Genomic DNA, 26,115 nt, shown 5'->3' on the forward strand with positions numbered 1-26,115 from the left:
GAGAAAAACAAAGAGGAAATCATGATGCGTCCATTCAACGCCTTGCTTGGATTTGCAGCCGTGTTGTACCTGGGGAGCACTTCGGTCATGGCCGAAGACCTGCCCGGCAACGGCAAGACCATCCGCTTCGTGCAGTCGGAAAGTACCGGTGGCAACTACGTCATCACCAAGATCGCCATCGAGGCCGCCAAGCGCCTCGGCTATGGGAGCAAGCTGAGTACCGTCAACACCACGCTGTTCTTCCCGGCCGCCGCCCAGGGTGATCTGGACCTGTCGATGGACGTGACCCTGCCGCAGCTGCAACCCAGTTTCGACAAGGTCAAGGACCGCACCGAAGTGGTCGGCGGCGGCTCCATCACCGGCGCCGGCTACAACGGCTACATGATCGACAAGAAAACCGCCGACGCGTACCACATCACCAGCCTTGAGCAGTTAAAAGACCCGAAGATCGCCGCACTGTTCGGCAAGAACGGCAAGGCTGACCTGATCAGCTGCGACCCGGGTTGGGGCTGTGGCGACGTGGTGGATTATCAGCTCGACAAGTTCGGCCTCAAGGCCACGGTGAACCCGGTGCGCGGAAAGTACGAAGCGCTGATGTTCGAAAACGTCGCGCGCCTCAAGCGCGGCGAGCCGGTGTTTTTCTACGCCTGGGCGCCGTCGTGGATGACCAACACCATGGTCCCCGGCAAGGACGTGGTGTGGCTGCCGACGCCGTTTGATGCATTGCCCGGCAACGTGCCGAGCACCACCAGCGCCCTCACCCCCGGCGTGGAAGGGTGTGCAGGCGGCGCCGACCCGTGCCGCATGGCAATGGCCGCGTGGAACTGGTACGCCGTCGGCAACAAGCAATTCATCGCGGCCAACCCGGCGGTGAAAGCGCTGGTGGAACAGATGACGTTCCCGCAGTCGACCTGGAGCTACTGGGAAAAAACCATCAGCCAGGACGGCTCCAGCGAACGCAACATTCGCAAGCTGGCGGATGACTGGATGAGCGAAAACAAAGCCACCTTCGACGGCTGGGTCGCCACGGCCAAAGCTGCCAAATAACCCGGCATGTAACCCGTTCTCCTGTGGGAGCCGGGCTTGCCCGCGATGGCATCACCTCGGTATAGCAGTTGCACCGAGGCGCCTGCATCGCGGGCAAGCCCGGCTCCCACAGAAATCACCGGAAATGGCACCTGCAATCAGAAAAAACCCACTGCCCCACCCCCGCCAAACCCGCCTTTTCTTGCTCCGCCCTGCCCTAGCATGACTGCACTCAGACGATTGGGAGCCACCACCATGACTTACAAACACCCACTGCTGTTCAAGGCGCTGTGCTATGTCGACGGCCATTGGGTCCACAGTGACAGCGCCAGCACCCTCGCCGTGTACAACCCGGCGACCCAGGACGTGATCGGCCATGTGCCGATGCTTGAACAAGCGCAGATAACTGCCGCCGTGGAGGCTGCGCATCGCGCCTTCCCGGCCTGGCGCGAACAGAGCCTGGACGCCCGCGCAGCTATCCTCAAGCGCTGGGCCAGTTTGATCCTGGAACACCAGGAAGACCTGGCCCGCATCCTGAGCCTGGAGCAAGGCAAATCCCTGGCCGAGTCCCGGGGCGAAATCGCCTATGCCGCCAGCTTCATCCCCTGGTTTGCCGACGAAGCCCGGCGCCTGTACGGGCAAAACATCCCCAGCCATATTCCCGGTGCGCACCTGGGCACGCTCAAGGAACCGGTGGGTGTGTGCGCCTTGCTGACGCCGTGGAACTTCCCCTCGGCGATGATCACGCGCAAAGCCGCTGCCGCCCTGGCAGCGGGTTGCACGGTAGTGGTCAAGCCGGCCCATGAAACGCCCTACTCGGCCTTTGCCCTGGCGCAACTCGCCGAGGAAGCCGGCTTACCGGCCGGAGTGTTCAACGTGGTACTGGGCGAGCCGCAGATGGCCATGCAAACCCTGGTGCAAGACAGCCGCGTGCGTTCGGTGAGCTTCACCGGCTCGACCCGCGTGGGCAAATTGGTACTGCAAGCGGCCGCCCAGGATGTGAAGAAGGTCGCCCTGGAACTGGGCGGTAATGCGCCGTTCATTGCGTGTGCCGACGCCGACCTGGGCCTGGCGGTGAAGGTCGCCGTCGAGGCCAAGTTCCAGACATCCGGCCAGGACTGCTGCGCCGCCAACCGGATCCTCGTCGACCGTTCGATCTACCCCGCTTTCCTCAAGCGCTTTGCCGCCGCCGTGCGCGAACTGCGCGTGGGCCCTGCGATGGTGGGCGGCGAAGAGCACGCCGTGGACGTTGGCCCGTTGATGCATCAGGCCGCGTTCGATGTGACCGCCGCACGGGTGGAAGACGCCTTGCAACGGGGTGCGCAACGCCTGGTGGGCGGTGAAGCCCATGCACTGGGCGGTTTGTTCTACCAGCCCACGGTGTTGGCGGATGTCACGCCCGAGATGCGCATCTACCGCGAAGAAAATTTTGCGCCGATTGCCGGGGTAATGCCCTTCGACAGTCTGGAGCAGGCGATCGCCCTGGCCAACGACACCGAGTACGGCCTGGCCGCCTACATTTGTTCCAACCGCCTGGACCTGATCTACCCGCTGATCCGTCGCCTCGACCACGCCATGGTCGCGGTCAACGGCGTGAAGTTCACTGGCCACCCAATTCCGTTCGGCGGCATGAAAGCCTCGGGCCTGGGCCGCGAAGGCGGCACCGAGGGCTTCGAGGCCTTTGTCGAAACCAAATACTTTTGCCTGCACCACCAAGGACAATTCAAAGGAGACTCGCTATGAACCACGAACTCGACCACCTGTTCGCACAGGACCGCGCGCATTTCATGCACCCGTCCACCCACGCCCATGACCATGCCAGCGGCGCGCTCAAAGGCCGCATCATCCAGAGCGCGTCGGGCATCCGCATCCGTGACCATGAAGGGCGTGACTTCATCGACGCGTTTGCCGGGCTGTATTGCGTGAACATCGGCTATGGCCGTACCGAAGTGGCGGACGCGATCTATAAGCAGGCCAAGGAGCTGGCGTACTACCACACCTACGTTGGCCACTCGACGGAGGCGATTATCGAGCTGTCCAGCCGCATCATGGACTGGGCGCCAGAGGGCATGAAGAAGGTGTACTACGGCCTGTCGGGCTCCGACGCCAACGAGACCCAGATCAAGCTGGTGCGCTATTACAACAACGTGCTGGGCCGTCCGCAGAAGAAGAAAATCATCTCCCGCGACCGTGGCTACCACGGCTCGGGCATCATGACCGGCAGCCTCACGGGCCTTGCCGCATTCCATCAGCACTTTGACTTGCCAGAGCAAGGCATCCAGCACACGGTGTGCCCGCACTGGTACCGCAAGGCCCCGGCGGGCATGGATGAAACCGCGTTTGTGCGTTACTGCGCCGATGAGCTGGAAAAGATGATCCTTGCCGAAGGCCCGGACACCGTGGCGGCCTTCATCGGTGAACCGGTGATGGGCACCGGCGGCATCGTGGTGCCTCCGGCCGGTTACTGGGCGGCGATCCAGGCGGTGCTGAACAAATATGACGTGCTGTTGATTGCCGATGAAGTGGTCTGTGCGTTTGGCCGCCTGGGCTCGAAGATGGGCAGCCAGCGCTACGGCATGCGCCCGGACCTGATCACCACAGCCAAGGGCCTGACCAGCGCGTATGCACCGTTGTCGGCGGTGATCATTGGCGAAAAAGTGTGGGACGTGATCGAAAAAGCCTCCACCACCGACGGCGCCATGGGCCACGGCTGGACGTATTCGGGGCATCCGATCTGCGCCGCGGCGGCGCTGGCCAACCTCGATATCCTGGAGCGCGAAAACCTCACCGAAAATGCCGAGCACGTGGGCGCGTACCTCAACCGCCGCCTGCGCGAAACCCTCGAAGGCCACCCGCTGGTGGGCGAAGTGCGCGGCGACGGCATGCTCGCCGCCGTGGAGTTCATGGCCAATCGCGAACAGCGCACGCCGTTCGATGCCGCGCTGAAAGTCGGCCCGAAAGTCTCGGCGGCCTGCCTGGAACGCGGCATGATTGCGCGGGCCATGCCCCATGGCGACATCCTTGGCTTTGCCCCACCGTTGATCCTGACGCGGGAAGACGCGGACCTGATCGTCGACATTACCAAGGGCGCGATTGACCACGTGGCGGGGGAAATCCTCGGCTGAATAAGGCGTACACCTGGCAGGTATGCGCTATCGTTGACGGCCATCGCTGGCAAGCCAGCTCCTACAGGGGCTGGCGACATGCGGAATCCGTGTAGGAGCCGGCTTGCCGGCGATGGCCGTGAGGGCGCCGTCATTCTATGGCCTGTGGAGTTTTTCCTAGATGCACAAGCTTGACCGTTATGACCTGAACATCCTGCGCATCCTTTCCGAGGATGGGCGCATCACCAAGTCCAGCCTGGCCGAGGCGATCAACCTGTCGGTCACGCCGGCCTGGGAGCGGGTGCGCAAGCTGGAGAACGCGGGCCTGGTCAAAGGCTATCGTGCGGTGATCGATTGGAACCAGGTGTTCAAGAGCCAGCAGTTGCTGGTGGAAATCACCCTGGCCCGTCACACCGCCCAGGACATGCGCCGCTTCGAACACCGCATGGGCGACGCACCGGAGGTGGAGTTCTGCTACGCCACGGGCGGCGGCGTGGACTACATCGCGATGATTCGCGCCGCCGACATCGACGCGTACCAGCGTTTCATCGACCAATTGCTGCTGGAAGACCTGGCCATCGAGCGCTACTTCACCTACATCGTGACCAAGACCATCAAGACGCCTGGGGCGCTGCCGGCTCAAGCCGTCAACGCGACGCCTCAGGACTGAGGACACGCCGGAAGGCCGACTTGCAACAAGTAGCCCTCCAACTGCGCCGCCTCATCGGACGAGAAGATCGCACCGATGTAGCCATCCGGGCGCACCAGCACCCGATCCCCCGCGGCCAGCCCATAAGCCTGTTGAAACTGCCCGTGGTCATCGATCACTTCACCTTGCGGCCCGATAAGATGAATGCGCAGCCCTGGCCTTGGCGCCGCGTCGGCGGGCGTGCCGGCCACACACAGCAGCGTCCAATGCGGGCCGGCGTAGAGGTCAAACAGGCGTAGCGATTGGCCTGCCGCGCCGCGCAGCCGTGCATCCGGCGCACGCGCACCGGCGCGGTCCACCCGACCCGCCGCCAGCGAAGAATGGGGGTAACCAATGTCCAGTTGATGCACTTCCCGGCCCCGGCGCACGTCGCCGCGTTGCAGGTTATCGAGCAGTTGGGTGGATAAGCCCAGTACCGAGGCCGCCACCGGCCGGCGTTCTTCTTCATAGCTGTCGAGCAACGCCTCAGGTGCGCCGTTGACCACCGCCGCCAGTTTCCAGCCGAGGTTGTAGGCATCCTGCACGCTGGTGTTGAGCCCCTGGCCGCCGGTCGGCGGATGGATGTGCGCGGCGTCCCCGACCAGAAACACCTGGCCGACACGGTACTGATCGGCCAGCCGCGCATTCATGCTGTAGGCCGATGCCCAGGACACCGCGTGCACCTGAATATCATCGCGCCCGGTGCGCTGGGCCACCAGCGCCGTCAAGCCTTCAGCACTGAGGTCCACCTCGGCGTCCAGCGCAATCGGCCCTTGAATCTGGAACAGCTGCGTACCGGCCAGCGGGCAAATGGCAACCTGACGTTGCAGATCTCCCTCGCCGAAACGGTGCCAATACGCCGACGACAGGCCGGACAACTGCACATCCGCCACCAGCGCACGCACGCCGAGGGTCTTGCCCGGGAAGCCGATATTCAAGGCCTGGCGCACAAAGCTGCGCCCACCGTCGGCCCCCACCAGCCAGCGCGCACGCAGCGTTTGCGGGCCTGCGCGGCCCTTGAGCTGCAGCGTCACGCCGTCCGCGTCTTGCTCAAACCCTGTCAATTCACAGCCAAACGCTGGCCGGTGGCCCAGTTCGAGCAACCGCTCGCGCAGCACCTGTTCGGTCAGGAATTGCGGCACCATCAGCGGTTGCTGATAAGGCTCAGCCGCCGTCGCGGCGCTGTGTTCGATGGAATGGGCGTCGATGTGGCTGCCGTCGTCGCGGTAGCGCCGCTCAGTCGGATAGACTCCACCCATGGCGAACAGGCGGTCGAGTACGCCGAGGTCTTCGAAGATTTCCTGCGACCGGGGCTGAATGCCTTTGCCACGGGAACCGTGGAAAGGCTGGTGGTTTTTCTCGATGAGGCGAAAGCGGATGCCGCGCCTGGCCAGGTCTATCGCCAAGGTCAAGCCGGCCGCACCGGCACCACAAATCAGAACATCGACCGCGCATTGCTCGTTCATAATGACCACCTATATGTGCAATACGCACATATTAAGACGGAGAAAACCAGTGTCAAGAAAAAGCGTGCAAAACGCACATATAAGCGCTCAGCTGCGTGATTTGCATGGGTCGTTGGTTGAGATCGTGGGGGTGATGAACCGCCCCCAGCGCGATGAAGCGATGGTGCGCGAGGCCGGCATTTCCCTGGACCGCGCGCTGTTTCCACTGCTGGTACTGGTGGAACGGCTGGGCCCTATCGGCGTGGTCGAACTGGCCGACCGCGTCGGTCGCGACTACACCACGGTCAGCCGGCAAGTGACCAAGCTGGAGAGCCTCGACTTGATCCAGCGCCAGGCAAGCGCGCTCGACCGCCGCCTGCGCGAGTCGGTGATTACCGAAAAAGGCAAAGTCATGACCGACCGCGTTGACGCCGCGCGCGAACGTATTGGCGTGTCGATCTTTTCCACTTGGGACGAAGGCGACTTTGACAACCTGGTGCGCTTGATGCGCAAGTTCGCCGAGGACATCAAGGACGACTCTGTACGTGCCACCCAGGACCTGCGCTGATCCGATGTAGCTGACAGCACGGTGATTCGGGCCACGGAACGAATGACGATTCCTCGCTATCGCTTGTCGGATTTGCGCTATATCCCACTACTACGACACCCCCAGACTGACGCCATTGAGTCAGAGGAGTCGTACCGTGGACATTCGCCAGACGCTGGATAAAAAAGCCGCCGTGATGATGATCGGCGTTTGTGCCATCTGGGGGCTTCAGCAAGTGGCGATCAAAATGGCCGCCGAGGATGTCTCGCCGATGCTGCAAATCGCCCTGCGTTCCGGGGTTGCCGCCGTGATGGTGGGCCTCATGTTGACCTTGCGCCGCTACCGCGATCAGTGCCACTGGCAGACCTGGCGAGGCGGCGTGATGGTCGGGGTTTTGTTCGCCGTCGAATACATCGCGGTGTCGGTGGGACTGGGCTACACCTCGGCTGCGCACATGGTGATTTTCCTCTACACCGCGCCTATATTCGCCGCCATCGGCCTGCACTTTCGATTTGCCAGTGAGCGCCTGAGCCGTCTGCAATGGATGGGCATTCTGATCGCCTTTGTCGGTATCGCCATTGCCTTTTATACGCCGGGCAAGCCGGGCGATGGCTGGGTCACGCCGCAGCGGATGGGGGATGCACTGGGCGTGCTCGGCGCCATCGCCTGGGGCGCGACCACCTTGAGTATTCGCTGCTCCAGGCTGACCGATGCGCCGGCCCCCCTGACGCTGTTCTACCAACTGGCCGGCGCTTGCATCATCCTCGGGCTGGTGGCGCTGGTCACCGGGCAAACTCGGTTTCACCTGTCCGGCATCGCGTTTGCCAGCCTGGCATTTCAGACGGTGGTGTTCTCGTTCCTGAGCCTGCTGGTGTGGTTCTGGTTGCTGGGCCGTTACTTGGGGTCACGGCTGGGTGTGCTGTCGTTCCTCACCCCGTTGTTTGGCGTGGCGTTCGGTGTATGGCTGTTGAGTGAGCCGCTGGAGTCGACGTTTGTGCTCGGCTCGCTCCTGGTGTTGGTCGGCATCGTGGTGGTCAGCGGACATGATGTGTTGCGCGCGGACAAACCTGTCGTGCGGTTATCGACCTGAAAAATATTCAGGACAAAACGTATTGTTGTTGTACACAAAATATCGCTAAAGATTTCCCTGCATCGAGCCGAAACAGACAGTGATAGCAAATCGCCGCCCCTCGCCCGGAGTCGACGATTTGGCCGCCCTCCCCGTTGATGGTCGTCTCGATGAAAATAAAAAATAAGCTGGTACTTGCTTTCGTATCTGTCGCTTTTATCCCGGTTAGCCTGGTGGCGGTGATCTCCGTCATGAACACACGGACCCAGGCGGTCGAACAATTCATTGATGGCAGCACCCGTGAAATACGCCAGATCGATGGCAACATCCGGCAGTTCTTTGATGGCACGCTGCAGAACGTCGATCAAATGTCAGCCGATCCTGTATACACTTCCGTGAACACGTTAAAGGATTACCAGCCGGCCAACGCGGCCAGCCAGCCAATGCCAGCCCAGGCACAGCAGGTCATCGACCAGTTCGCACGGTTTGGTGCCACCCACCCGTCAGCCGCCATTTTGTCCATCGGCCTGGAGGACGGCACCTACGCCAAGTGGCCGGATGACCCACAACTGGCCAAATACGACCCACGCACCCGCCCCTGGTACAAGGCCGCCATGGCCAGCCCCGGCAAGACCGTGCGCACCCCTGCTTACTATTACGACAAGGACGACGTGGCCCTGGTGGGCACCGCCCGCGCCTTGCTGGACAACGCCGGCAAACCCAAGGGCGTGTTCGTGGTGAGCGTGTCGCTGAAAAACCTCACCGAGCTGCTCAAGAGCATCAAGCTGGGCGAAAGCGGTTACGTGATGCTGATCGAAGACGGCGTGGTGCTGGTGGACCCGCGCAATGCCGCCCACAACTTCAAGCCGCTCAAGGACCTCGGCGCGCCCTATGCGCACCTGGCCGAAACGCCCCAGGGCTCCACCGAAGTGGTGATCGACGGGGTGCGTTACATGGCCAACGTCTGGACGTCGCCGGGCCTGGGCTGGCGGTATGTGGGCCTGATCGAATACAACGAAGTGATGGCCGCCGCCACGCGCATGACCTATATCACCACGGTCATCGTCGCCGTGCTGGTGCTGATCTTCGGGCTGATTGCGGCGGCGTTTTCCAAGGTGATCGTCAAGCCCATCGGCCAGGTGAGCACCGGCTTGCAATCGATCGCCCAGGGCGAAGGTGACTTGCGCCACGAACTGCACGTGCAGGGCAAGGACGAAACCGCCGAGCTGGCGGGCTGGTTCAACAAGTTCCTCGCGGCGATCCGCCAGTTGATCCAGCACATCGGCGCGGCGTCGACCAACTTGCAGGACGCGTCCAAGGTCAACAGCGAAGTGGCGCACAACATGAACGAAGCGGCCGGGCGCCAGCGTGAGGCGGTGGAACTGGTGTCCACCGCGTTCAACGAGATGGTGGCCACTGCCAACGAAGTGGCGCGCTCGTGCAGCGGCGCGGCGGAGTCGGCCGAGAACGGCCATCGCCGAGTGGCCGAAGGCAAGCAGCAGATTGAAGTGACCACCGACAACGTCAACCGCCTGGGCCGGCGCCTGACCGAATCGTCCCAGGCCATGGTCGAGCTGGAAGCCGGCAGCCGCAGCATCAACCAAATCCTCGGCACCATCCGCGCCATCGCCGAACAGACCAACCTGTTGGCGCTCAACGCGGCCATCGAAGCGGCGCGCGCCGGCGACCAGGGCCGGGGGTTTGCGGTGGTGGCCGACGAGGTGCGTGCGTTGGCCAAGCGCACCTCCGACTCCACCGGCGAGATCGAGCAGTTGCTCGGCACCCTGGGCAGCAAAACCGAGGAAGTCACCCAGAAGATGAGCAGTTGCCTGGACCTGTCCCGCGCCAGTGTGTCGTCCATCGAAAACGCACGGGACAGCTTTGAAGGCATCCAGCTGTCGGTCAATGAGATCCGCGACCAGAACCTGCAGATCTCTGCCGCCGCCGAGGAACAGCACAGCGTGGCCGAAGAGATCAATCGGCATATCCAGCAGATCTACGACGAAGCCCGTTTGGTGGAAAGCCTGGCCAACTCGGCCCAGGACGATTCGGGGCGGCTGGCCGACTTGTCGGCGGAGCTGAATGGGTTGGTGGGCCGCTTCAAATCCTAGGGGTCATGCCGAACAGGGGAAGCGCACCGAAAACTCAGCGCCCTTCGCCAGGTTCTGGACGTGGAAATCGGCCTTGAGGTCTGCCACAAAAGAATGGATCAACCGCGTGCCCAAGCGTTTTTGCTTGGGCACCAGCGCGGCCTCGGGCAACCCTTTGCCGTTGTCGCGTACCGAAAACACCACCGACTCCTCGTCACGGTGCAGGGTCACGGTGATGGTACCGGCCTGCCCGTCCTCAAACGCATGCTTGATGGCATTGAGTACCAACTCCACCGCCAACAAGCCCAGGGAGGCGCAACGCTCGGCCGACAACGTGATGCCGACCTCCTTGGACATGATCAACCGCAGGTTCTTGTCACTGGCGAACGCCTGGCCCAAGTCGTTGACCAGGCTGTCCATGAAGCTGGACGCGTCCAGGTCGACCTCGCTGTTCTGGGTCAGGGAAAACAGTTTCTGATGCACCAGCGACATGGCGCGAATTCGCTCCAGCGCTTCGGCGGTTGCGGCCTTGCCTTCGGGGTGGAGCATGGAGCGCACTTTGGCCGAGAGCAGGCCTTCGAACACATGGAAGGTGTTCATGACGCGATGGCTCAGCTCACGGGTCGCCAGTTCGCTGCGCTGCAACGCCTTGAGGGTATTTTGCAGCGTGGCGTCCGCCACCGAGCGCTCGACCATCAGCGCGGCGGTGTGAGCCAGTAGGTCGATGGCCTCCAGGTCTTCTGCATCAGGCAGGCGCGGTTGGGTGTGATAGATGGCATAGGTGCCAAGCACCACACCCTGGGCGTCCTTGAGCGGTTTGGACCAGCAGGCGGCGATGCCATGCGCGTGGGCCAGGTCGAGAAACGGTGCCCACAGCGGGTCTGCCGCAACATCACCGACCACCACCATCTCGCCGCTGTACGCCGCCGTGCCGCAGGACGGCGAGTGAGGGCCAATCTCGAAGCCATGGATGGCGTTGATGTAGCCGGCGTCCAGTCCGGAAGACGCGCTGTACAGCAGGGTTTCACGGGAGTCGTCGACCAGAAATACCGCGGAGCGCCCACCCAGGTGTTCGCTGCCGGCGCGTGCCAGGAACCCCAGCAACTCGTCCAGGCCTTTGCGTGCGATGGCCATTTCCAGCGCCTGGCGCTGGGCTGACAGCAGGCGTGACCACTGAGGAGATTGCCCCTGGCGCGTCGAAGTGGTGTCCATGGGCTGTCCTCATTCAATGATCACAGAATCATACAGAGATCCCTTCAGCGCGGGCTGCGGCCTGATGAACAGCATCCGCGTGCCCCTGGAATTGCGCGATCTGCTGCCACATGGCAACCGGGTTGGAATACATCGGGAAATGCCCGCACTGCGCAATCGGCGCCAAGCGCACGCCGTGGGCCTGGATGTGCGGCAGGTAGGACAGCGACGCGTTCTGCTCGCCGTACATGAACATCGTCGGGCAAGGCAGCCCGAGGAACTTGCCCATCAGGTCGCCATGGTCAGACAGCTCGACCATCGACTGGAAGATCCCGCGCACTGCGCCCGCCCGCACCTTGTGGCGCAGGCTCGCCGAGTAGAGGGCGCTGGCATAGGCCGGCGCCTGGCGGGTGCGTTCGATAAACGCGTTGAAAAACACCTCGGGATCGTCTGCGGGAAAGTCGACGATCTGGCGGCTGAGAAAGCAGTCTTCGGGGGCGATGTTGCCTTCGATATCGGTAAAGCTCAGCACCCGGCCGGGGAAGCGGTGCGCCAACATCAACGCGGTCAAGCCACCCATGGAGTGGCCCACCAGGTGGAAGCGCTCGATCGCAAAATGCTCCAGCACCTGCACTGCCGTTTCCAGCAAGAAAGGAATGCAGATCTTCGACAGATCAGCACATTCGCTTTCGCCACAGCCGGGCGCGTCGTAAGCGATGAAGGGATGCCCGTCGAAGGCCGGGTGCAGGACGATATCGGCGTAGTCTTCCTTGGTGGACCCGAAGCCGTGCAAAAACAGGATGGGCGCACGTTCGCCGGTGCGATGCAGCGCGGCAATGTTCAGCGAGACGCCGTCTACCGTCAGCGGCAGGTGGGTGTGGACGAACGACATGACAGGGGTTCCCGGAACAGAAAAGCCGCCACTGTCAGGGGAATTGATCGAGGTGTAAATAACGGATTCCGGAACGTATTCATACGCCAATCGTATGAGCCTGGAACTGCGCAACCACTTCCGTCACCAGCGGGTTGGGCCGCTCGCTGTTCCAGGCCACGGCGGTGGTCACCACATGGAGTTTTTGCGTCAACGCCCGCAGCACCACGTTGTCCGGTGCGAGTTTTTTCAACGACGCCGGCACCAACGCAATGCCTTGCCCGCAACTGACAAACGCGATTTGCGACGCCACCGAGCGCACTTCGTGCAGCACCCGAGGCGAAAACCCGCTGGCGCGGCAGGTGGCGATCAGGTTGTCGAAGTACACCGGGCTGACCTTGCGCGAGAACATCACCAGTGGCTCGGAGGCCAGGCTCGACAGGCTGATGCGCGTGCGGGCGGCCAACGGATGATCGCTGGGCAGCGCCACCATCAGGCGGTCTTCGAGCAACGGCAACGATTGGATGACTGGCCCCAGGTCACCGTCCAGGCGGGCGAACGCCAGATCGATGTCCCCGGCTTCCAGCGCCGGCACCGCTTCGACGCTGTCGATCTCGCGCACAGAGACAGTGAGGTGCGGGTATTGCTGTTTTAGCCGGTCGATCAGACCCGGCAGCACATCGAACATCGCCGTGGAGATCGCGCCGATGGTCAGCATGCCCGACTGCCCCGCCACCGCCTCCTCCACCGCCAGTTCCAGGCGTTCCAGCTGTTCGGCGAATTTGCGCACGGCGGGCAGGATCGCCGCGCCCACCGGTGTGAGCTTGGCGCCGCGCCGCGAACGCTCGAACAGCGTGACCTTGAGCGCCTGCTCCAGCACCTGGATCTGCTCGCTCAACGGTGGCTGGGACATGCCCAGGCGCTTGGCGGCGCGGCCGAAGTTCTGTTCTTCGGCAACGGCGAGGAACAGCCAGAGGTGGCGAATCAGGCGGAAGTTGATCATCAAAGGTCCATAGGCTTGGCGTATGCAACGCGGGGTTGAACGCCAATATACCTATCTATCCCTGTTGTGAAACCATCCAGGCTACAAAGGTATCCAGACGACTCAAGAACGCGTCGCGCTCGGCGCTGGGGTTTCTGGCTTCGAACAAAAAGTACGCCACCTGAACGCGCATCGTGGGGTACTGCTGGACGAACCCACCGACGTGCTCTTCCAGCGTGTGCGGCCAGCCTGGCGCGTCATGCTCGCGCAGTGTTTGCGTCGAGCGGATCAGCTTGCGCGACGCCTCACGCTGCAGGCGCAGACGCTCCGGTGCGTCACTGGCCAGATCAATGCGCTCGCGATACGCCGCCAAGATCTGTTGGAAGTCCCCGTTGAGCGCCTGCGCAATGTCCCGCGACGGTCGGAACAGTTCAAAGTGCGGCGCAAGGTCATCGCCCCAGACACAGCGGCAACCGTGCTTGAGCCAGTAGCCCCAGCGGTTGTTCTGCTCGGGTGCCAGCACCTCGGTGCGGTGGCCAATATCGAAGTCGATCTTGATGACTTCCGGGTGCCGTTGTTCCAGCGTCTGTCGAATGCGTTCCAGTAGCTCCAACGCGTGGGCGTCGGGTGGCCCGTTCAATACCAGAGTCAGGTCCAGGTCGGACACCCCAGGGCTGGCCTCGCCCCGTGCGACGCTACCGTAAAGATAGAGGCTGTGCAGCCCTACTTCGGGCTGGGAAAGGCTCTGGCAGACGTCCGCCATCAACGGTTCGAATTCAGGCTGGACCGGGCCATCGCCCACAGTGAGGATAAAACCGTCCGCGTCGACACCTGCAGGGTGCATGGCACTCATGGGTGATGCACCTCGATCACCAACCCTTGCGCCTCAGTGGGCACGCAAAAGTGACGGGTAATCAGGTCAAACTCGGCGTCGGTGGCGGCAAAGTCGTGCTCACCACCGGCATTGCGCGCATGCAGCCGGGCGCGGCAGGTGGCGTCGTCCAGTTCAAGGTAGTGCAGGCAGTGCGGCGCCTGGGCCGCTTGCGCCAGGCCCAGCAGCCATTCGCGATTGGCCAGGGTGTTGGCGGGAAAATCCAGCACCACATTGACGCCCGATTGCAACAGGTTGATCACCAGCGGCCCCAACACCCCGCGAATGCGTTGGGCGCGGTTGAGATAGTCGGCAATCGACAGGATTTCGCCTGGGTAGAGTTTGGCGAGCCAATGGTCTTCGCTGAGCACAACCGCCGCGTGCTCGGCGGCAAGGTGTTTGGCCAGGGTGGATTTGCCCGAGGCGATCTTGCCGCAGAGCAGGTGCAGGGTGGGCATGGAGAGGCTCCTTCTATCTGGCCAGGGAGCATGCCCGCCAACGCGCACGGGCGCAACGCCCTTCGATCCTTGGACTATGCTCAAGCAGCCGTGGGGAGCACAGCCCCAACCGCACGCACAAAATGGCCTTTTGGATAGGAAGTCCTATGACCACAAAGACGAGCGTATTGGGCGTACTCGCCCTGCTACCCATCGCCCTGGCACACGCCGACGATGGCGGCCTGAGTTTCTGGGTACCAGGGCAGTTCGGCGCACTGGCTGCCGCCCCCGTCACGCCGGGCTGGAGCCTGCCGCTGATCTACTACCACGTGAACGCCAGTGACAACAAAAATGCCGTAGTGCCGCGTGGCGGGCGCACGGTGGTCGGGCTGGATGCCAAGGCCGATCTGCTGTTCGCCAGCCCCACCTACACCTTCGCCACGCCGGTGCTCGGCGGCGCCCAGGCCGCCATTTCTGCGATAGCGGCGGTGGCACGCTCCGAAGCCAGCGTGGATGCGACCCTCACCGGCCCGCGTGGCCGGTCTTTCTCCGGTGGCACGAATGACAGCCTCAAGGGCGGCAGCGACCTCTACCTGCTCGGCACCCTGAAGTGGAACCACGGCGTGCACAACTTCATGGCCTACTCCATGGGCAACATCCCCATTGGCGCCTACGACCCCAACCGCCTGGTGAACATCGGCCTGGGTCACGCGGCCCTGGATGCCGGGGGTGGCTACACCTACTTCGACAAGACCAACGAATTTTCTGCGGTCGCCGGCATGACCTACAACTGGAAGAACAACGACACCGACTACCAGAACGGCATTGACGCCCATATCGACCTGAGCGCCTCGCACTTCCTCACCTCGCAAACCCTGGTCGGGCTGGTGGGCTACTACTTCGAACAAGTCACCGGGGACAGCGGCAGCGGCGCGGTGCTGGGGGACTTCAAGTCGCGGGTCGCCGGGATCGGCCCCCAGGCCGGGCACTTCTTCAAGGTGGGCGAAGGACTGTGGTACGCCAACATCAAGGGCTATTACGAGTTCGACGCCAAGAACCGCCCCGAGGGCTGGAACATGTGGGTGTCGCTGGTGATTCCCTTGAATGGCAAACAGTAACCGGTTCTACGCGGTGCGGCGCTGCCAGTGTTCGTAGAACGCCAGCGCCGCCACGTTCTTGTCCTTGGCCTCCAGCATGATGTCGAAGCGGTCGAGAAACTGCAGTGCGTAATCGTTGGTCCAGCGGTTCCACATCTGGTCGCTGTGGCCGTACAGGTCGCGCTTGGAGACCACCTTCAGCAGCGCCTCCATTTCCAGCTTGTGCTCGGCATCAAAGCCCAGTGCCTGCAGGCTCTCCTGGGGCTGGGAGTAATGCATCGTTGGGCGCACGCCGCGCCAGCTGTCGATCACTTGGGCCACCCGGGGCGAATGGGGGTCGATGTACTCGTTTTCATTGATCCAGCAATGGTGGATGTCCAGCACCACCGGCGCCAGGTCGGCGACTTGCAGGCAGTGGTCGAGGCCGTAGGTCTTCTCGTCGTTCTCGAAGGTGATGCAGTTGCGCGCCACCTCGGACAAACGCGGCCACACCGCCCGGGTGCCCTCCACACCCAGGCGGCCGGCAATGTGCACGTTGCACTTGAGGTCCTGGAACTGGCGGCCGTAACCCATCATGCGGATCATGTCGGCGTGGTATTCGAATTCGGCCAGGCTGTTTTCCACCACGCCGGGGTTTTCCGAGCCCAGCACGCAATATTGGCCGGGGTGGAATGACAAGCGGATATCCGAAGCGCGCGCCAGGTCGCCGATGGCGGCGAACCCTTCGACCAGTTGCCGCTCGATCGCCGGGTCTTTATACACATCCGCCACTTTCGGGTGGCTGTAGAATGGCAGCAGGTCGCTGCTCAGGCGCAGCATGCGCAACATCGGCGGCAACCCGGCCACGTAAGCCAGCAGGTGCAATTGGGCTTGCAGGTTGTGCGTGACCACCTCGACCAGTTTTTCGCGGGCCACTTGCGGCGTGACGCTGTCTATCCAGCGCAAGGTCGTGCTGCGAGGGTTGAACGGCCCTTCAATCAACTTCAAGGCACTGGCCGACAGCAGGCGTTCGGGGTGCTTGTATTGGCAGGGAAAGCCGATGCGAGGATGGGTCATGGAGGCGCCTGGCAGAAGAAAAGTTCGCAATGATACGGCCTTAGGCCGAGGCTACCGTAGAGGGTTCACACTATTTCGAAACGTTTCGCGCTGAACTTTCTCACGCGTGGTGCGCTCACTTCCTATGCGCTGCCCCGTCCAGGGGCGTTGTACAACAAGGAGCCGCCATCACCATGACTACCCTCCCCATCTACCGATACGCACCCGGGCCGCTGCATGCGACCTTACTCGCCGGCACCGTGCCGCTGTTTCTGGGCGCCTTGCTCAGCGACATTGCCTACACCCAGACCTACCAGATTCAATGGGCCAACTTCGCGTCCTGGCTGATCGCCGGCGCGTTGGTGTTCGCAGGCTTCGCGTTTTTATTCGCGCTGGTCAACCTGCTTCGTGCCAGGCCCAAGGCCGGGCAACCCACGCGTTACGTCCTGCTGCTGTTGGCCACCTGGGTACTGGGGCTGGTCAATGCCTTCCAGCACGCCAAAGACGCGTACGGCTCGATGCCGGGCGGCTTGATACTGTCGGCCATCGTTTTGTTGCTGGCCTTGGCAGCGACCTGGACCGGCTTGCGCTCGGGAGGTGTCAAATGAAGACGTCCAGCACCCTGACGCTGTTGAGCGCCGCCCTGTTGTTGAGCGCTTGCGGCGGCGAAGGCGACAAGACCCAGGCCCGCGGCCCCGACCCGAAGTTGCCGGAACAGCAAAGCAGCCTGTTGCCCAGCATGAAGATTGCCCAACCGGCGCCCTGGGGCGAGCAGAAGCCCACCGTGCCCGAAGGCTACCGCGTCACCGCCATCGCCACCGACCTCGCCATCCCGCGCCAGACCCTGGTGTTGCCCAACGGCGATATCCTCGTTGCCGAAGGCCGTGGCGGCAGTGCCGCAAAGCTCAAGCCCAAGGATGTGATCGCCAGCGTGATCAAGGCCGAGGGCAACACCAAGGTCAAGGGCGGCAACCGCCTGACCCTGCTGCGCGATGCCGACGGTGATGGTAAGTACGAACTCAGGACCGTCTTCGCCGACAACCTCAACGCGCCTTATGGTCTGGCGTATGCCAACGGCAAACTCTACGTGGCCAACCAGGATGCCCTGGTCAGTTTCGATTACGCCGACGGTCAGACCAAGGCCGCAGGCCCTCCCACCACCGTCACCGACCTGCCGGCGCAGATCAACCACCACTGGACCAAGTCCCTGGCGGTGAGCGCGGACGGCAGCCAGCTTTATGTGGGGATCGGCTCCAACAGCAACGTCACCGAGCGTGGCATGGAGGTGGAGATCGACCGTGCAATGGTCTGGCAGATCGACGCCACCACCGGCGCGCACAAGCCTTACGCCACCGGCCTGCGCAACCCGACGGCGCTGACCATTCAACCGGACACCGGGCAACTGTGGACGGTGGTCAACGAACGCGACGAACTGGGCCCGGACCTGGTGCCGGACTACCTGACCTCGGTGCGTGAAGGTGCGTTCTACGGCTGGCCCTACAGTTACTGGGGCCAGAACGTCGACCCGCGCGCCCAGCCACAAAACCCGGCCAAGGTCGCCGCCGCGATCAAACCGGATTACAGCCTGGGTTCCCACGTGGCGGCGCTGGGCGTGGACTTTTCCATCCCGCAAATGGGCGAGAAATTCGCCGACGGCGTGTTCGTCGGTGAACACGGCAGCTGGAACCGTGACAACCCCGTGGGCTACAAAGTGATTTTCGTGCCCTTCAGCAATGGCAAGCCATCCGGTGAGCCGATCGACTTTGCCACCGGTTTTCGCGGTGAAGACGGCAAGACCCGCGGGCGGCCGGTTGGCGTGACGGTAGACCCGAAAGGTGCGCTGATCATCGCCGATGACCTGGCCAATACCCTTTGGCGGGTAACCCGCATCCCATAAGCAAAGTGTTTGACATGGTTGCCTGAAGCAACAATATAATTGCTTCAGGCAACCATTCGAGCATCCCGCTATGTCTACCCCCCTGCTTGTCGAACGCGCCGGCATCGTGCGCGGTTTCAACCGCTTCTACACCCACCAGATCGGCGTGCTGCAGGAACACCTGCTGCAAAGCGACTTTTCCCTGACTGAAATCCGTGTGATGTACGAGCTGTCGACCCGGGGCGACCTGACCAGTGCAGACCTGTGCCAGATGCTCAGCCTCGACGCGGGTTACCTGAGCCGGTTAACCAGCGGCCTCGAAAAGAAAGGCCTGATAGAGAAAGTCCGCTCCACCACCGACGCCCGCGCACTGCAACTGCACCTCAGCGATCACGGCCGTGCGGTGCTCGCGCCCCTGGAACAGCAGACCCAGCGCGAAGTCATCGCCCTGCTCGACAGTCTGCCCGAGACACAACAGCGGCAACTCACCGAGGCCATGAAACGCATCCAGGCCCTGCTGCAAGGTACGGCGCCAGGCTACCTGCTGCGCGATCCACAACCTGGCGACATGGGTACAGTGGTGCAGCAACAGACCGCGCTGTATGCCCGTGAATATGGCTGGAATTGGGAGTTCGAAGCGCTGGTGGCGGAGACTGTCGCCAAGTACTTGAGGGCGTTTGATCCGACGTGCGAGCGTTGCTGGATCGCGGAAAAGGACGGTGAAGTGGTGGGGTCGGTGTTTGTGATTCGCCACGACGACAACACCGCCCAGCTGCGCATGCTCTACGTGGACGCCAGTGCGCGAGGCATGGGGATCGGCCAACGGCTGGTGGATGAGTGTGTGCGTTTTGCCCAGCAGGTGGGTTACCAGCGCATGCAGTTGTGGACCGTGGACATCCTCGCCACTGCCCGCAAGCTCTATCAGAAAGCCGGGTTCGCGTTGGTCGAAGAAGAAACGCTGGACACCTTCGGCAAATCCCTGGTCAGCCAGACCTGGGCCCGCGACCTGTGAAGCCGTCCCGCGCCGTTGCGGCGCGGGACGTCTCGCCTTATAGGTCGGTGATTTCCTTGTGGCGTGGCACCAGCGCTTTCATCACGCTCCAGGCCACCAGGTACGCCAGTGCGCAGATCGCGAACATGATCATGTAGCCGGTGTGAATGTCGTTGATGGACTTGTAGTAATCGAAGACCCAGCCGCCGATCTTGGTCATCACCACCCCGCCCAGCCCACCGGCCATGCCGCCGATACCCACCACCGAGGCCACGGTTTTTTGCGGGAACATGTCGGACACGGTGGTGAAGATGTTGCACGACCACGCCTGGTGCGCTGAAGCGCCCACGCCGATCAGCAATACCGGCACCCAGAAGCTGAGGTAACCGAACGGCTGCGCCAGCAACACCACCAGCGGGAACAGCGCGATCACCAGCATGGCTTTCATGCGGCCGTCATACGGGGCATCGCCACGTGCCATGAAGTAGCTGGGGAACCAGCCGCCGCCGATACTGCCGACCATGGTCATGCTGTACAGCACGGCCAGGGGCATCACGATGTCGGCGCCTTTCATGCCGTACTGCGCCGACAAGTAGGTGGGCAGCCAGAACAGGAAGAACCACCACACGCCGTCGGTCATGAACTTGCCAAAGGCAAACGCCCAGGTCTGGCGGTAGGTCAGCAGCTTGAACCACGAGACTTTCTTCTCGACCGCGCCCGCCGGCGCCGGGGTGAACGGCTGTACGGTCTGGTCACTGCGGATGTAGGCCAGTTCGGCGGCCGACAGGCGCTTTTGCTCTTCCGGCTTTTGATAAAGGCCGATCCACACCGCCACCCACACAAAACCCAGGGCGCCGATCACGATAAATGCCGCTTCCCAGCCCCACAGGCCGGCGATCAATGGCACACAGATCGGCGCCAGAATCGCGCCCACGTTGGCACCGGAGTTGAAAATGCCGGTGGCCAGGGAGCGTTCTTTCTTGGGGAAGTATTCGGCGGTGGCCTTGATCGCAATCGGGAAGTTACCCGCCTCGCCAATCGCCAGCACCGCGCGGGAGAGCATGAAGCCGGCAATCGACACCGGAATCACCGCCAGCCCGATGGCCCCGCTGATCGCCGCGACGCCCTCGCCCATCGGCACCGCGAACGCATGCATGATGGCGCCCGTGGACCAGATACCAATGGCCACGATATAGGCCGCCTTGGTGCCGATCTTGTCGACAAAGCGCCCGGCAAACAGCATGGAGATGGCATAGACAAACTGGAACACCGCCGCGATGTTGGCGTAGTCGGTGTTGCTCCAGCCAAATTGCGTCGACAACTGCGGTGCCAGCAGGCTGAGCACCTGCCGGTCGAGGTAGTTGACGGTGGTCGCGAAGAACAACATCGCGCAGATGGTCCAGCGATAGTTGCCTACAGCTTGGCCAACGCGCTGGGCGTTGATGGGCTCGTTCAAGTTCATGGCATCACTTTTTTATTTTTGTTAGGTAAGACATACATAACGTCATATGTCGTCGTACAACTGTGACTTTTATATCGGGCCTCCTACAGGCTGTCAATCTGAAAGATCGCTGTTATTCAGGTATTACGCGGCGATGTGAAATGTCAGGCAAAATCAGTTGTAGGACGACAAATATGAAAAACCCGGCTGGGCGCCTTGCCGGGTACGTCGTCGAGCAGGCCATAGGGCTGCATGCCGATCTTTTCCAGCACGCGGATTGACGCGGCGTGGTCTGGCCGCACCAGGCCGAAGACTTCAGGCAGGCCGAGTGTTTCAAATGCCAGCGCCAGCCCATCTCGGCCCAACTCGGTGGCGTAGCCCTGCCCCCAGGCTTCCACTGCAAAGCGGTACCCGAGGTTGATACGTCGGTCGGTCAGGTAATCGAGTGGCGCGACACCCCCAAAGCCGATGAGGTGATCCGGCGCTTCTCTGCGCGCAATCGCCCACCAGCCATAGCCCTCGGTGGCCCACTGCTGGAGCCAGTGATCGAGCAGGCGTTGTGCAACTTCCAGGCTGGCCATCGGTCCGGCGGGGTTGAACTGGTTGGTGCGCGGATCACCGAAGATCGCGAACAATCGCTGCACGTCACTCGGTTGTGGCTGGCGGTAGATCAGTCGTGCAACAGCTGTAGCCATACGAATATTCCTGTAGTGAGCGGGCTTGCCCCGCGCCGGCGGCGCTGAAATCGCGATTTGCCCGCTTAACTGCGGTGGCCGGGTTGACGCTGGCGCGGGGCAAGCCCGCTCACTACAAACCTTCGTAGGCCATCCACCCCAGCCGCGGCAAACCTTGCGCCCGAAAGCAAAAAAACAAATTAGCGGTGAATTTTTTCGTGTCGGCTTGTATCTGAACTGACAGAGCGGTGCCATCGCCACGATGGCACCTCCCCTGTTCTGTTTTAGAGTGTCCCGCATGAAATTACGTAAGAAAAGCGTCAAACCCATCGGATTGAAAGACATCACGATTGTCGACGATACCAAAGTGCGCAAGGCGATCACCGCCGCCGCGCTGGGTAACGCCATGGAATGGTTCGACTTCGGCGTCTACGGGTTCGTCGCCTACGTACTGGGCAAGGTGTTCTTCCCGGACGCATCGCCCAGCGTACAGATGATCGCCGCCCTGGCGACCTTCTCCGTGCCCTTCCTGATCCGCCCGCTGGGGGGCCTGTTCTTCGGCGCCCTGGGCGATAAATACGGGCGGCAAAAGGTCCTCGCCGCCACCATCGTGATCATGTCCCTGAGCACCTTTGCCATCGGCCTGATCCCCGGCTATGACAGCATCGGCATCTGGGCGCCGATCCTGTTGCTGCTGTGCAAAATGGCCCAGGGGTTCTCGGTGGGCGGCGAATACACCGGCGCGTCGATCTTCGTCGCCGAATACGCCCCGGACCGCAAGCGCGGTTTCCTCGGCAGCTGGCTGGACTTCGGTTCCATCGCCGGTTTCGTGCTTGGCGCGGGCGTGGTGGTGTTGATCTCCAGCGTGCTGGGCGACCAGCAGTTCGAAGCCTGGGGCTGGCGCCTGCCGTTCTTCCTCGCCCTGCCCCTGGGCATCATCGGCCTGTACCTGCGTCACGCGCTGGAAGAAACCCCGGCGTTCCAGCAACACATGGACAAGCTCGAAACAGGCGACCGCCAAGGCCTGACTCACGGCCCCAAAGTGTCCTTCAAGGAAGTCGCCACCAAGCACTGGCGCAGCCTGCTGACCTGCATCGGGATCGTCGCGGCCACCAACGTGACGTACTACATGCTGCTCACCTACATGCCGAGCTACCTGTCGCACAACCTGCACTACAAAGAAAACAGCGGCGTGCTGATCATCATCGCGATCATGGTGGGCATGCTGTTCGTGCAGCCGTTCATTGGGTTTGTCAGCGACAAGATCGGCCGCAAGCCTTTCATCATCGGCGGCAGCATTGGCCTGTTGGTGCTGTCCATTCCGGCGTTCATGCTGATCACCAGTGGCAAGATCGGCCTGATCTTCGCAGGTTTGCTGATCCTGGCCGTGGTGTTGAACTTCTTCATTGGCGTGATGGCCTCGACGCTGCCGGCGATGTTCCCTACCCACATCCGCTACAGCGCCCTGGCCAGTGCGTTCAACGTCTCGGTGCTGATCGCCGGCCTGACGCCCACGGCCGTGGCCTGGCTGGTGGAAAGCACCAATGACCTGTACATGCCGGCCTACTACCTGATGGTGTTTGCGGTGGTCGGCCTGATCACCGGCCTGACCATGAAGGAAACCGCCAACCGCCCCCTGCGCGGCGCCGCACCAGCCGCCTCGGACATGGAAGAAGCCAAGGAGTTGCTGCAGGAACACCACGACAACATCGAGCAGAAGATCGAAGACATCGATGCCGAAATTGCTGCGCTGGAAGCCAAGCGCCAAAACCTGGTGCAACAGCACCCCCGCATCAACTGACCCATAACTTGTAGTGAGCGGGCTTGCCCCGCGCCCACGCCAACCCGGCCACCGCAGTTAACGGTCTCGTTGACGCCGGCGCGGGGCAAGCCCGTTCATTACAAAGGTTGCCCGACCGTTCTCCCTGGAGTATTCCGCATGGTTCCAAGCGTCACCGCAGCACACGCGTTACTCAGCGCCGACGAACGCGCCGCCATCGCCGAAATCGAAGCCACCACCAATATTCTTCACCTGGTCACCCGCCTGACCGGGATGCGCTTTGCCGGGATCGCCAAGTTCACCGACCTGGAATGGGTGGTGTGCTCGGTCTACGACCCGATGCAAATGGGCATCAACGTGCACGACGTGCTCGACCTGGAAACCACCCTGTGCAGTGAGTTCTGCATCAACCCCCAGGCGCTGTTTATTCCCGAGATCAGCAAAAACGGACGCTTTGCCACGCGCCCGGTGGTCAAGCAATTTGAAATCGAAAGCTACGCCGGGGCGCCGATCTTCCTGCCCGATGGCCGACTGTACGGCGCACTGTGCGCCCTGGACTCGCGGGCGATGCTGTTTGACGACCCCAACCTGCCGGAAACCCTGAGCCTGTTCGCACGGCTGGTTGGCTGCATTTTCTTCGCCAACCTGGCGGACGGCCGCTAGGCGCTAGCGGAAGAAATGGCTCGGCGTCTTGCCAAACTGTTTCTTGAACATGCTGGTAAACGCGCTGGGGCTTTCGTAGCCCAGCTCCAGGGCGATATCGATCACCTTTTCCCCCACCGCAATGCGTTCCAGTGCCAGCAGCAACCTGGCCTGTTGGCGCCATTGGCCAAAGGTCATGCCGGTTTCCTTGCGGAACAGGCGCTGGATGGTTTTCTGGTCCAGGTTCAGGCGCTCGCTCCAGTGCGCCACGGTGGAGGCGTCGCCCGGCTCTTCCTGCAACGCCACGCAGATACGCTGCAGACGCGGGTCCGCCGGTTGCGGCAAGGACAGCGGCAAGGCCGGCAACATGGCGAGTTCGTCGAGGATCAGGTGCATGATCCGTGCATCTCGCGAATCCTCGGCGTACGGCGGCTTCAAGCTCACCGAGGCCTTGATCAGCTCGCTCAGCAGCGGCGAGATGCTTACCGTCTTCGGCTCGCCCGGCATATTCGGGAAGCGATCCGGGCGCACAAACACGCTGCGCATCTTCAACGTGCCTACGCAACGCAGGGAATGCACTTGCCCGGCCGGCATCCAGATGCCACGGTTGGGCGGCACCGTCCACTGGTTCAACGCCGAGTACACCACCATCACGCCTTCGATGGCGTAGAGCAGTTGGTGCTTCTCATGGCTGTGGTCGGGGATCACCCAGTTTTCCGGGTAGTCCGTGGCGGAACTGATGACAGCCCAATCGCCTTCGTTGATTTCCTGGAGGAATTCGTTGAGTGGTTTGATCATTTCGCCCTTTTTGCGATGGTTGTCGCCCGAATTACGCGAGACAGGCATTCCTGACGAATCTAGCATGAACGCCGAATCATTTTGTAACGGATGGCGACCGTAAGCAGTCGCCGCCTTTGATTAGCTGCCTTGTATGGAATGCCCGCATGTCGACCCTCACTGCGTCACCCGCCGCCGCAACCACGACACCCCAAGCCAGCCCCTTGGTCATGCGCATCCTCGGCGCCTGCGCCCTGGCGCACTTGATCAATGACCTGATCCAGGCGGTGCTGCCGTCGATCTACCCGATGCTCAAGGCCAACTACGGCCTGACATTCACCCAGGTGGGCCTGATCACCCTGACCTTCCAGCTGACCGCCTCCCTGCTGCAACCGTGGATCGGTTACCACACCGACCGCCATCCCAAGCCGTGGCTGTTGCCGGCGGGCATGGTCTGCACGCTGATTGGCATCCTGATGCTGGCGTTTGTCGGCACCTTCCCGGCGATTTTGCTGGCAGCGGGCCTGGTGGGCGTCGGCTCCTCGACCTTCCACCCGGAAACCTCGCGTGTCGCACGCCTCGCGTCTGGCGGTCGTTATGGCCTGGCGCAATCGACGTTCCAGGTCGGCGGCAACACCGGCAGTGCCTTTGGCCCGTTGCTGGCAGCGGCGATCATCATCCCTTACGGCCAAAGCCACATCGCCTGGTTCGGCTTGTTTGCGGTGTTCGCGATCCTGGTGCTGTACGGCCTGAGCCGCTGGTACCGCAACCACCTCAACCTGTTCAAGCTCAAGGCCGGCGGTAAAGCGACCCACGGCCTGTCCAAAGGCCGCGTGACCTTTGCCCTGATCGTGCTGGCGGTGCTGGTGTTCTCCAAGTACTGGTACATGACCAGCCTCACCAGCTACTTCACGTTCTACCTGATCGAGAAATTCCAGCTGTCGGTTGCCAGCTCGCAGATGTACCTGTTCCTGTTCCTCGGCGCCGTGGCCGTCGGCACGTTCGCGGGCGGCCCGATTGGCGACAAGATCGGGCGCAAGAAAGTCATCTGGTTCTCGATCCTTGGCGCCGCGCCGTTCACCCTGGCCCTGCCCTACGTCGACCTGTTCTGGACGGCCGTATTGAGCGTGGTGATCGGCTTTATCATCGCCTCGGCCTTCTCGGCCATCGTGGTGTACGCCCAGGAACTGGTGCCGGGCAACGTGGGCATGATCGCCGGGATCTTCTTCGGCCTGATGTTCGGCTTCAGCGGGATTGGTGCCGCGCTGCTCGGTTTGCTCGCCGACACCCACGGTATCGAGTACGTCTATAAACTGTGCTCGTTCCTGCCGTTGGTGGGCATCCTGACGGTCTTGCTGCCCTCGACCAAGGGCGCCTGACCGGCCGATTATCGGATGGCTGTATGCCATCACGAAAGTTGCTCTGAAAAACCTGCGTGTGCGCTTACAATCCCGGTTTAAACGCACACCAGGCAGATCCGG

General features: G+C 62.3%; 24 protein-coding genes and 1 pseudogene. 15 read left to right on the plus strand and 10 right to left on the minus strand.

Annotated features, from left to right (window positions below):
* Nucleotides 1–21: 21 nt before the first annotated feature.
* The 4 genes from proX (at nt 22) to AC07SU_RS01495 (ending at nt 4,800) form a co-directional block, all read left to right on the plus strand.
* On the plus strand, nt 22–1,047 hold the full coding sequence (gene proX, locus AC07SU_RS01480) for a glycine betaine/L-proline ABC transporter substrate-binding protein ProX (protein WP_494995979.1): 1,026 nt from the start codon (nt 22–24) through the stop codon (nt 1,045–1,047).
* Nucleotides 1,048–1,281: 234 nt separating this feature from the next.
* Nucleotides 1,282–2,769 carry an NAD-dependent succinate-semialdehyde dehydrogenase gene (locus tag AC07SU_RS01485; protein ID WP_494995980.1) on the plus strand — a complete coding sequence of 496 codons (1,488 nt, stop codon included), beginning with the start codon at nt 1,282–1,284 and terminating at the stop codon, nt 2,767–2,769.
* Complete coding sequence (locus tag AC07SU_RS01490; RefSeq protein ID WP_494995981.1) at nt 2,766–4,151, plus strand: aspartate aminotransferase family protein; 1,386 nt, start codon at nt 2,766–2,768, stop codon at nt 4,149–4,151. The genes AC07SU_RS01485 and AC07SU_RS01490 overlap by 4 nt, the downstream gene beginning before the upstream one ends.
* 160 nt (nt 4,152–4,311) lie before the next feature.
* Nucleotides 4,312–4,800: an Lrp/AsnC family transcriptional regulator gene (locus AC07SU_RS01495; protein ID WP_494995982.1), complete on the plus strand. Its 489-nt coding sequence runs from the start codon at nt 4,312–4,314 to the stop codon at nt 4,798–4,800.
* Here the strand turns inward: AC07SU_RS01495 and AC07SU_RS01500 are convergent.
* Nucleotides 4,791–6,284 (minus strand): FAD-dependent oxidoreductase, encoded by a 1,494-nt coding sequence (locus AC07SU_RS01500; protein WP_494995983.1) that lies wholly within the window; start codon nt 6,282–6,284, stop codon nt 4,791–4,793. The two genes, AC07SU_RS01495 and AC07SU_RS01500, sit on opposite strands and share 10 nt — an antisense overlap.
* 133 nt (nt 6,285–6,417) lie before the next feature.
* Here AC07SU_RS01500 and AC07SU_RS01505 point away from each other — a divergent pair, with 133 nt between their 5' ends.
* The 4 genes and pseudogenes from AC07SU_RS01505 (at nt 6,418) to AC07SU_RS01520 (ending at nt 9,990) form a co-directional block, all read left to right on the plus strand.
* A complete protein-coding gene (locus tag AC07SU_RS01505; protein WP_218172602.1) occupies nt 6,418–6,831 on the plus strand; it encodes a MarR family winged helix-turn-helix transcriptional regulator in 414 nt (137 codons plus the stop codon).
* 136 nt (nt 6,832–6,967) lie between these two features.
* A complete protein-coding gene (locus AC07SU_RS01510) occupies nt 6,968–7,900 on the plus strand; it encodes a DMT family transporter (protein ID WP_494995984.1) in 933 nt (310 codons plus the stop codon).
* 230 nt (nt 7,901–8,130) lie between these two features.
* Nucleotides 8,131–9,135, plus strand: a pseudogene (locus AC07SU_RS01515) (cache domain-containing protein); the annotation flags it as partial.
* Between the two features lie 87 nt (nt 9,136–9,222).
* Nucleotides 9,223–9,990, plus strand: a complete 768-nt coding sequence (locus AC07SU_RS01520; RefSeq protein WP_371319343.1) for a methyl-accepting chemotaxis protein — start codon at nt 9,223–9,225, stop codon at nt 9,988–9,990.
* A gap of 3 nt (nt 9,991–9,993) precedes the next feature.
* Here AC07SU_RS01520 and AC07SU_RS01525 read toward each other — a convergent pair whose 3' ends face one another.
* The 5 genes from AC07SU_RS01525 to AC07SU_RS01545 all read right to left on the minus strand — a co-directional run bounded on the left by AC07SU_RS01525 (nt 9,994) and on the right by AC07SU_RS01545 (nt 14,342).
* Nucleotides 9,994–11,181 (minus strand): sensor histidine kinase, encoded by a 1,188-nt coding sequence (locus AC07SU_RS01525; protein WP_494995985.1) that lies wholly within the window; start codon nt 11,179–11,181, stop codon nt 9,994–9,996.
* 28 nt (nt 11,182–11,209) lie between these two features.
* A complete protein-coding gene (locus AC07SU_RS01530; protein WP_494995986.1) occupies nt 11,210–12,052 on the minus strand; it encodes an alpha/beta fold hydrolase in 843 nt (280 codons plus the stop codon).
* A gap of 79 nt (nt 12,053–12,131) precedes the next feature.
* A complete protein-coding gene (locus AC07SU_RS01535) occupies nt 12,132–13,034 on the minus strand; it encodes a LysR family transcriptional regulator (RefSeq protein ID WP_494995987.1) in 903 nt (300 codons plus the stop codon).
* Nucleotides 13,035–13,089: 55 nt separating this feature from the next.
* Nucleotides 13,090–13,866 (minus strand): nucleotidyltransferase domain-containing protein, encoded by a 777-nt coding sequence (locus AC07SU_RS01540; RefSeq protein WP_494995988.1) that lies wholly within the window; start codon nt 13,864–13,866, stop codon nt 13,090–13,092.
* Nucleotides 13,863–14,342, minus strand: coding sequence for a P-loop nucleotide/nucleoside kinase family protein (locus AC07SU_RS01545; protein WP_494995989.1), 480 nt, complete (start codon nt 14,340–14,342; stop codon nt 13,863–13,865). Before AC07SU_RS01545 ends, AC07SU_RS01540 begins: the two co-directional genes overlap by 4 nt.
* A 146-nt stretch (nt 14,343–14,488) precedes the next feature.
* Here AC07SU_RS01545 and AC07SU_RS01550 point away from each other — a divergent pair, with 146 nt between their 5' ends.
* Nucleotides 14,489–15,439, plus strand: coding sequence for a SphA family protein (locus AC07SU_RS01550; protein ID WP_494995990.1), 951 nt, complete (start codon nt 14,489–14,491; stop codon nt 15,437–15,439).
* A gap of 6 nt (nt 15,440–15,445) precedes the next feature.
* On the opposite strand, the gene AC07SU_RS01555 is transcribed toward AC07SU_RS01550, so the two are convergent.
* Complete coding sequence (locus AC07SU_RS01555; RefSeq protein WP_494995991.1) at nt 15,446–16,474, minus strand: UV damage endonuclease UvsE; 1,029 nt, start codon at nt 16,472–16,474, stop codon at nt 15,446–15,448.
* Between the two features lie 167 nt (nt 16,475–16,641).
* On the opposite strand from AC07SU_RS01555, the gene AC07SU_RS01560 reads away from it, so the two are divergent.
* From AC07SU_RS01560 to AC07SU_RS01570, 3 genes are all read left to right on the plus strand, one after another.
* Nucleotides 16,642–17,061, plus strand: coding sequence for a DUF2231 domain-containing protein (locus tag AC07SU_RS01560; RefSeq protein WP_494996019.1), 420 nt, complete (start codon nt 16,642–16,644; stop codon nt 17,059–17,061).
* Nucleotides 17,058–18,350, plus strand: a complete 1,293-nt coding sequence (locus AC07SU_RS01565; RefSeq protein WP_494995992.1) for a PQQ-dependent sugar dehydrogenase — start codon at nt 17,058–17,060, stop codon at nt 18,348–18,350. Before AC07SU_RS01560 ends, AC07SU_RS01565 begins: the two co-directional genes overlap by 4 nt.
* A gap of 70 nt (nt 18,351–18,420) precedes the next feature.
* On the plus strand, nt 18,421–19,341 hold the full coding sequence (locus AC07SU_RS01570; protein WP_494995993.1) for a bifunctional helix-turn-helix transcriptional regulator/GNAT family N-acetyltransferase: 921 nt from the start codon (nt 18,421–18,423) through the stop codon (nt 19,339–19,341).
* Between the two features lie 37 nt (nt 19,342–19,378).
* Here AC07SU_RS01570 and AC07SU_RS01575 read toward each other — a convergent pair whose 3' ends face one another.
* Nucleotides 19,379–20,782 (minus strand): MFS transporter, encoded by a 1,404-nt coding sequence (locus AC07SU_RS01575; RefSeq protein WP_176995852.1) that lies wholly within the window; start codon nt 20,780–20,782, stop codon nt 19,379–19,381.
* Nucleotides 20,783–20,925: 143 nt separating this feature from the next.
* Nucleotides 20,926–21,456, minus strand: a complete 531-nt coding sequence (locus AC07SU_RS01580; RefSeq protein ID WP_494995994.1) for a GNAT family N-acetyltransferase — start codon at nt 21,454–21,456, stop codon at nt 20,926–20,928.
* A 277-nt stretch (nt 21,457–21,733) separates the two neighbouring features.
* Between AC07SU_RS01580 and proP the strand changes: the two genes are divergently transcribed.
* Both proP and AC07SU_RS01590 read left to right on the plus strand, forming a co-directional pair.
* Complete coding sequence (gene proP / locus AC07SU_RS01585; protein ID WP_494995995.1) at nt 21,734–23,236, plus strand: glycine betaine/L-proline transporter ProP; 1,503 nt, start codon at nt 21,734–21,736, stop codon at nt 23,234–23,236.
* 138 nt (nt 23,237–23,374) lie between these two features.
* Nucleotides 23,375–23,878, plus strand: a complete 504-nt coding sequence (locus AC07SU_RS01590) for a GAF domain-containing protein (protein WP_494995996.1) — start codon at nt 23,375–23,377, stop codon at nt 23,876–23,878.
* A gap of 3 nt (nt 23,879–23,881) precedes the next feature.
* Here the strand turns inward: AC07SU_RS01590 and AC07SU_RS01595 are convergent, their stop codons facing one another.
* Entirely contained in the window at nt 23,882–24,703 is an 822-nt protein-coding gene (locus AC07SU_RS01595; RefSeq protein ID WP_176995848.1) for an AraC family transcriptional regulator, read from the minus strand.
* Nucleotides 24,704–24,801: 98 nt separating this feature from the next.
* Here AC07SU_RS01595 and AC07SU_RS01600 point away from each other — a divergent pair, with 98 nt between their 5' ends.
* Nucleotides 24,802–26,013 carry an MFS transporter gene (locus AC07SU_RS01600; protein WP_176995847.1) on the plus strand — a complete coding sequence of 404 codons (1,212 nt, stop codon included), beginning with the start codon at nt 24,802–24,804 and terminating at the stop codon, nt 26,011–26,013.
* Nucleotides 26,014–26,115: the final 102 nt, after the last annotated feature.

Source organism: Pseudomonas sp. GW821-FHT05H12, assembly GCF_059419385.1.

Coding starts and splice junctions, on each gene's coding strand:
- proP (WP_494995995.1), top strand. CDS start 21,734: ATGAAATTACGTAAGAAAAGCGTCAAACCCATCGGATTGAAAGACATC.
- AC07SU_RS01580 (WP_494995994.1), bottom strand. CDS start 21,456: ATGGCTACAGCTGTTGCACGACTGATCTACCGCCAGCCACAACCGAGT.
- AC07SU_RS01500 (WP_494995983.1), bottom strand. CDS start 6,284: ATGAACGAGCAATGCGCGGTCGATGTTCTGATTTGTGGTGCCGGTGCG.
- AC07SU_RS01495 (WP_494995982.1), top strand. CDS start 4,312: ATGCACAAGCTTGACCGTTATGACCTGAACATCCTGCGCATCCTTTCC.
- AC07SU_RS01555 (WP_494995991.1), bottom strand. CDS start 16,474: ATGACCCATCCTCGCATCGGCTTTCCCTGCCAATACAAGCACCCCGAA.
- AC07SU_RS01540 (WP_494995988.1), bottom strand. CDS start 13,866: ATGAGTGCCATGCACCCTGCAGGTGTCGACGCGGACGGTTTTATCCTC.
- AC07SU_RS01570 (WP_494995993.1), top strand. CDS start 18,421: ATGTCTACCCCCCTGCTTGTCGAACGCGCCGGCATCGTGCGCGGTTTC.
- AC07SU_RS01545 (WP_494995989.1), bottom strand. CDS start 14,342: ATGCCCACCCTGCACCTGCTCTGCGGCAAGATCGCCTCGGGCAAATCC.
- AC07SU_RS01520 (WP_371319343.1), top strand. CDS start 9,223: ATGAACGAAGCGGCCGGGCGCCAGCGTGAGGCGGTGGAACTGGTGTCC.
- AC07SU_RS01535 (WP_494995987.1), bottom strand. CDS start 13,034: ATGATCAACTTCCGCCTGATTCGCCACCTCTGGCTGTTCCTCGCCGTT.
- AC07SU_RS01490 (WP_494995981.1), top strand. CDS start 2,766: ATGAACCACGAACTCGACCACCTGTTCGCACAGGACCGCGCGCATTTC.
- AC07SU_RS01595 (WP_176995848.1), bottom strand. CDS start 24,703: ATGCCTGTCTCGCGTAATTCGGGCGACAACCATCGCAAAAAGGGCGAA.
- AC07SU_RS01505 (WP_218172602.1), top strand. CDS start 6,418: ATGAACCGCCCCCAGCGCGATGAAGCGATGGTGCGCGAGGCCGGCATT.
- AC07SU_RS01600 (WP_176995847.1), top strand. CDS start 24,802: ATGTCGACCCTCACTGCGTCACCCGCCGCCGCAACCACGACACCCCAA.
- AC07SU_RS01550 (WP_494995990.1), top strand. CDS start 14,489: ATGACCACAAAGACGAGCGTATTGGGCGTACTCGCCCTGCTACCCATC.
- proX (WP_494995979.1), top strand. CDS start 22: ATGATGCGTCCATTCAACGCCTTGCTTGGATTTGCAGCCGTGTTGTAC.
- AC07SU_RS01590 (WP_494995996.1), top strand. CDS start 23,375: ATGGTTCCAAGCGTCACCGCAGCACACGCGTTACTCAGCGCCGACGAA.
- AC07SU_RS01525 (WP_494995985.1), bottom strand. CDS start 11,181: ATGGACACCACTTCGACGCGCCAGGGGCAATCTCCTCAGTGGTCACGC.
- AC07SU_RS01530 (WP_494995986.1), bottom strand. CDS start 12,052: ATGTCGTTCGTCCACACCCACCTGCCGCTGACGGTAGACGGCGTCTCG.
- AC07SU_RS01485 (WP_494995980.1), top strand. CDS start 1,282: ATGACTTACAAACACCCACTGCTGTTCAAGGCGCTGTGCTATGTCGAC.
- AC07SU_RS01575 (WP_176995852.1), bottom strand. CDS start 20,782: ATGAACTTGAACGAGCCCATCAACGCCCAGCGCGTTGGCCAAGCTGTA.
- AC07SU_RS01565 (WP_494995992.1), top strand. CDS start 17,058: ATGAAGACGTCCAGCACCCTGACGCTGTTGAGCGCCGCCCTGTTGTTG.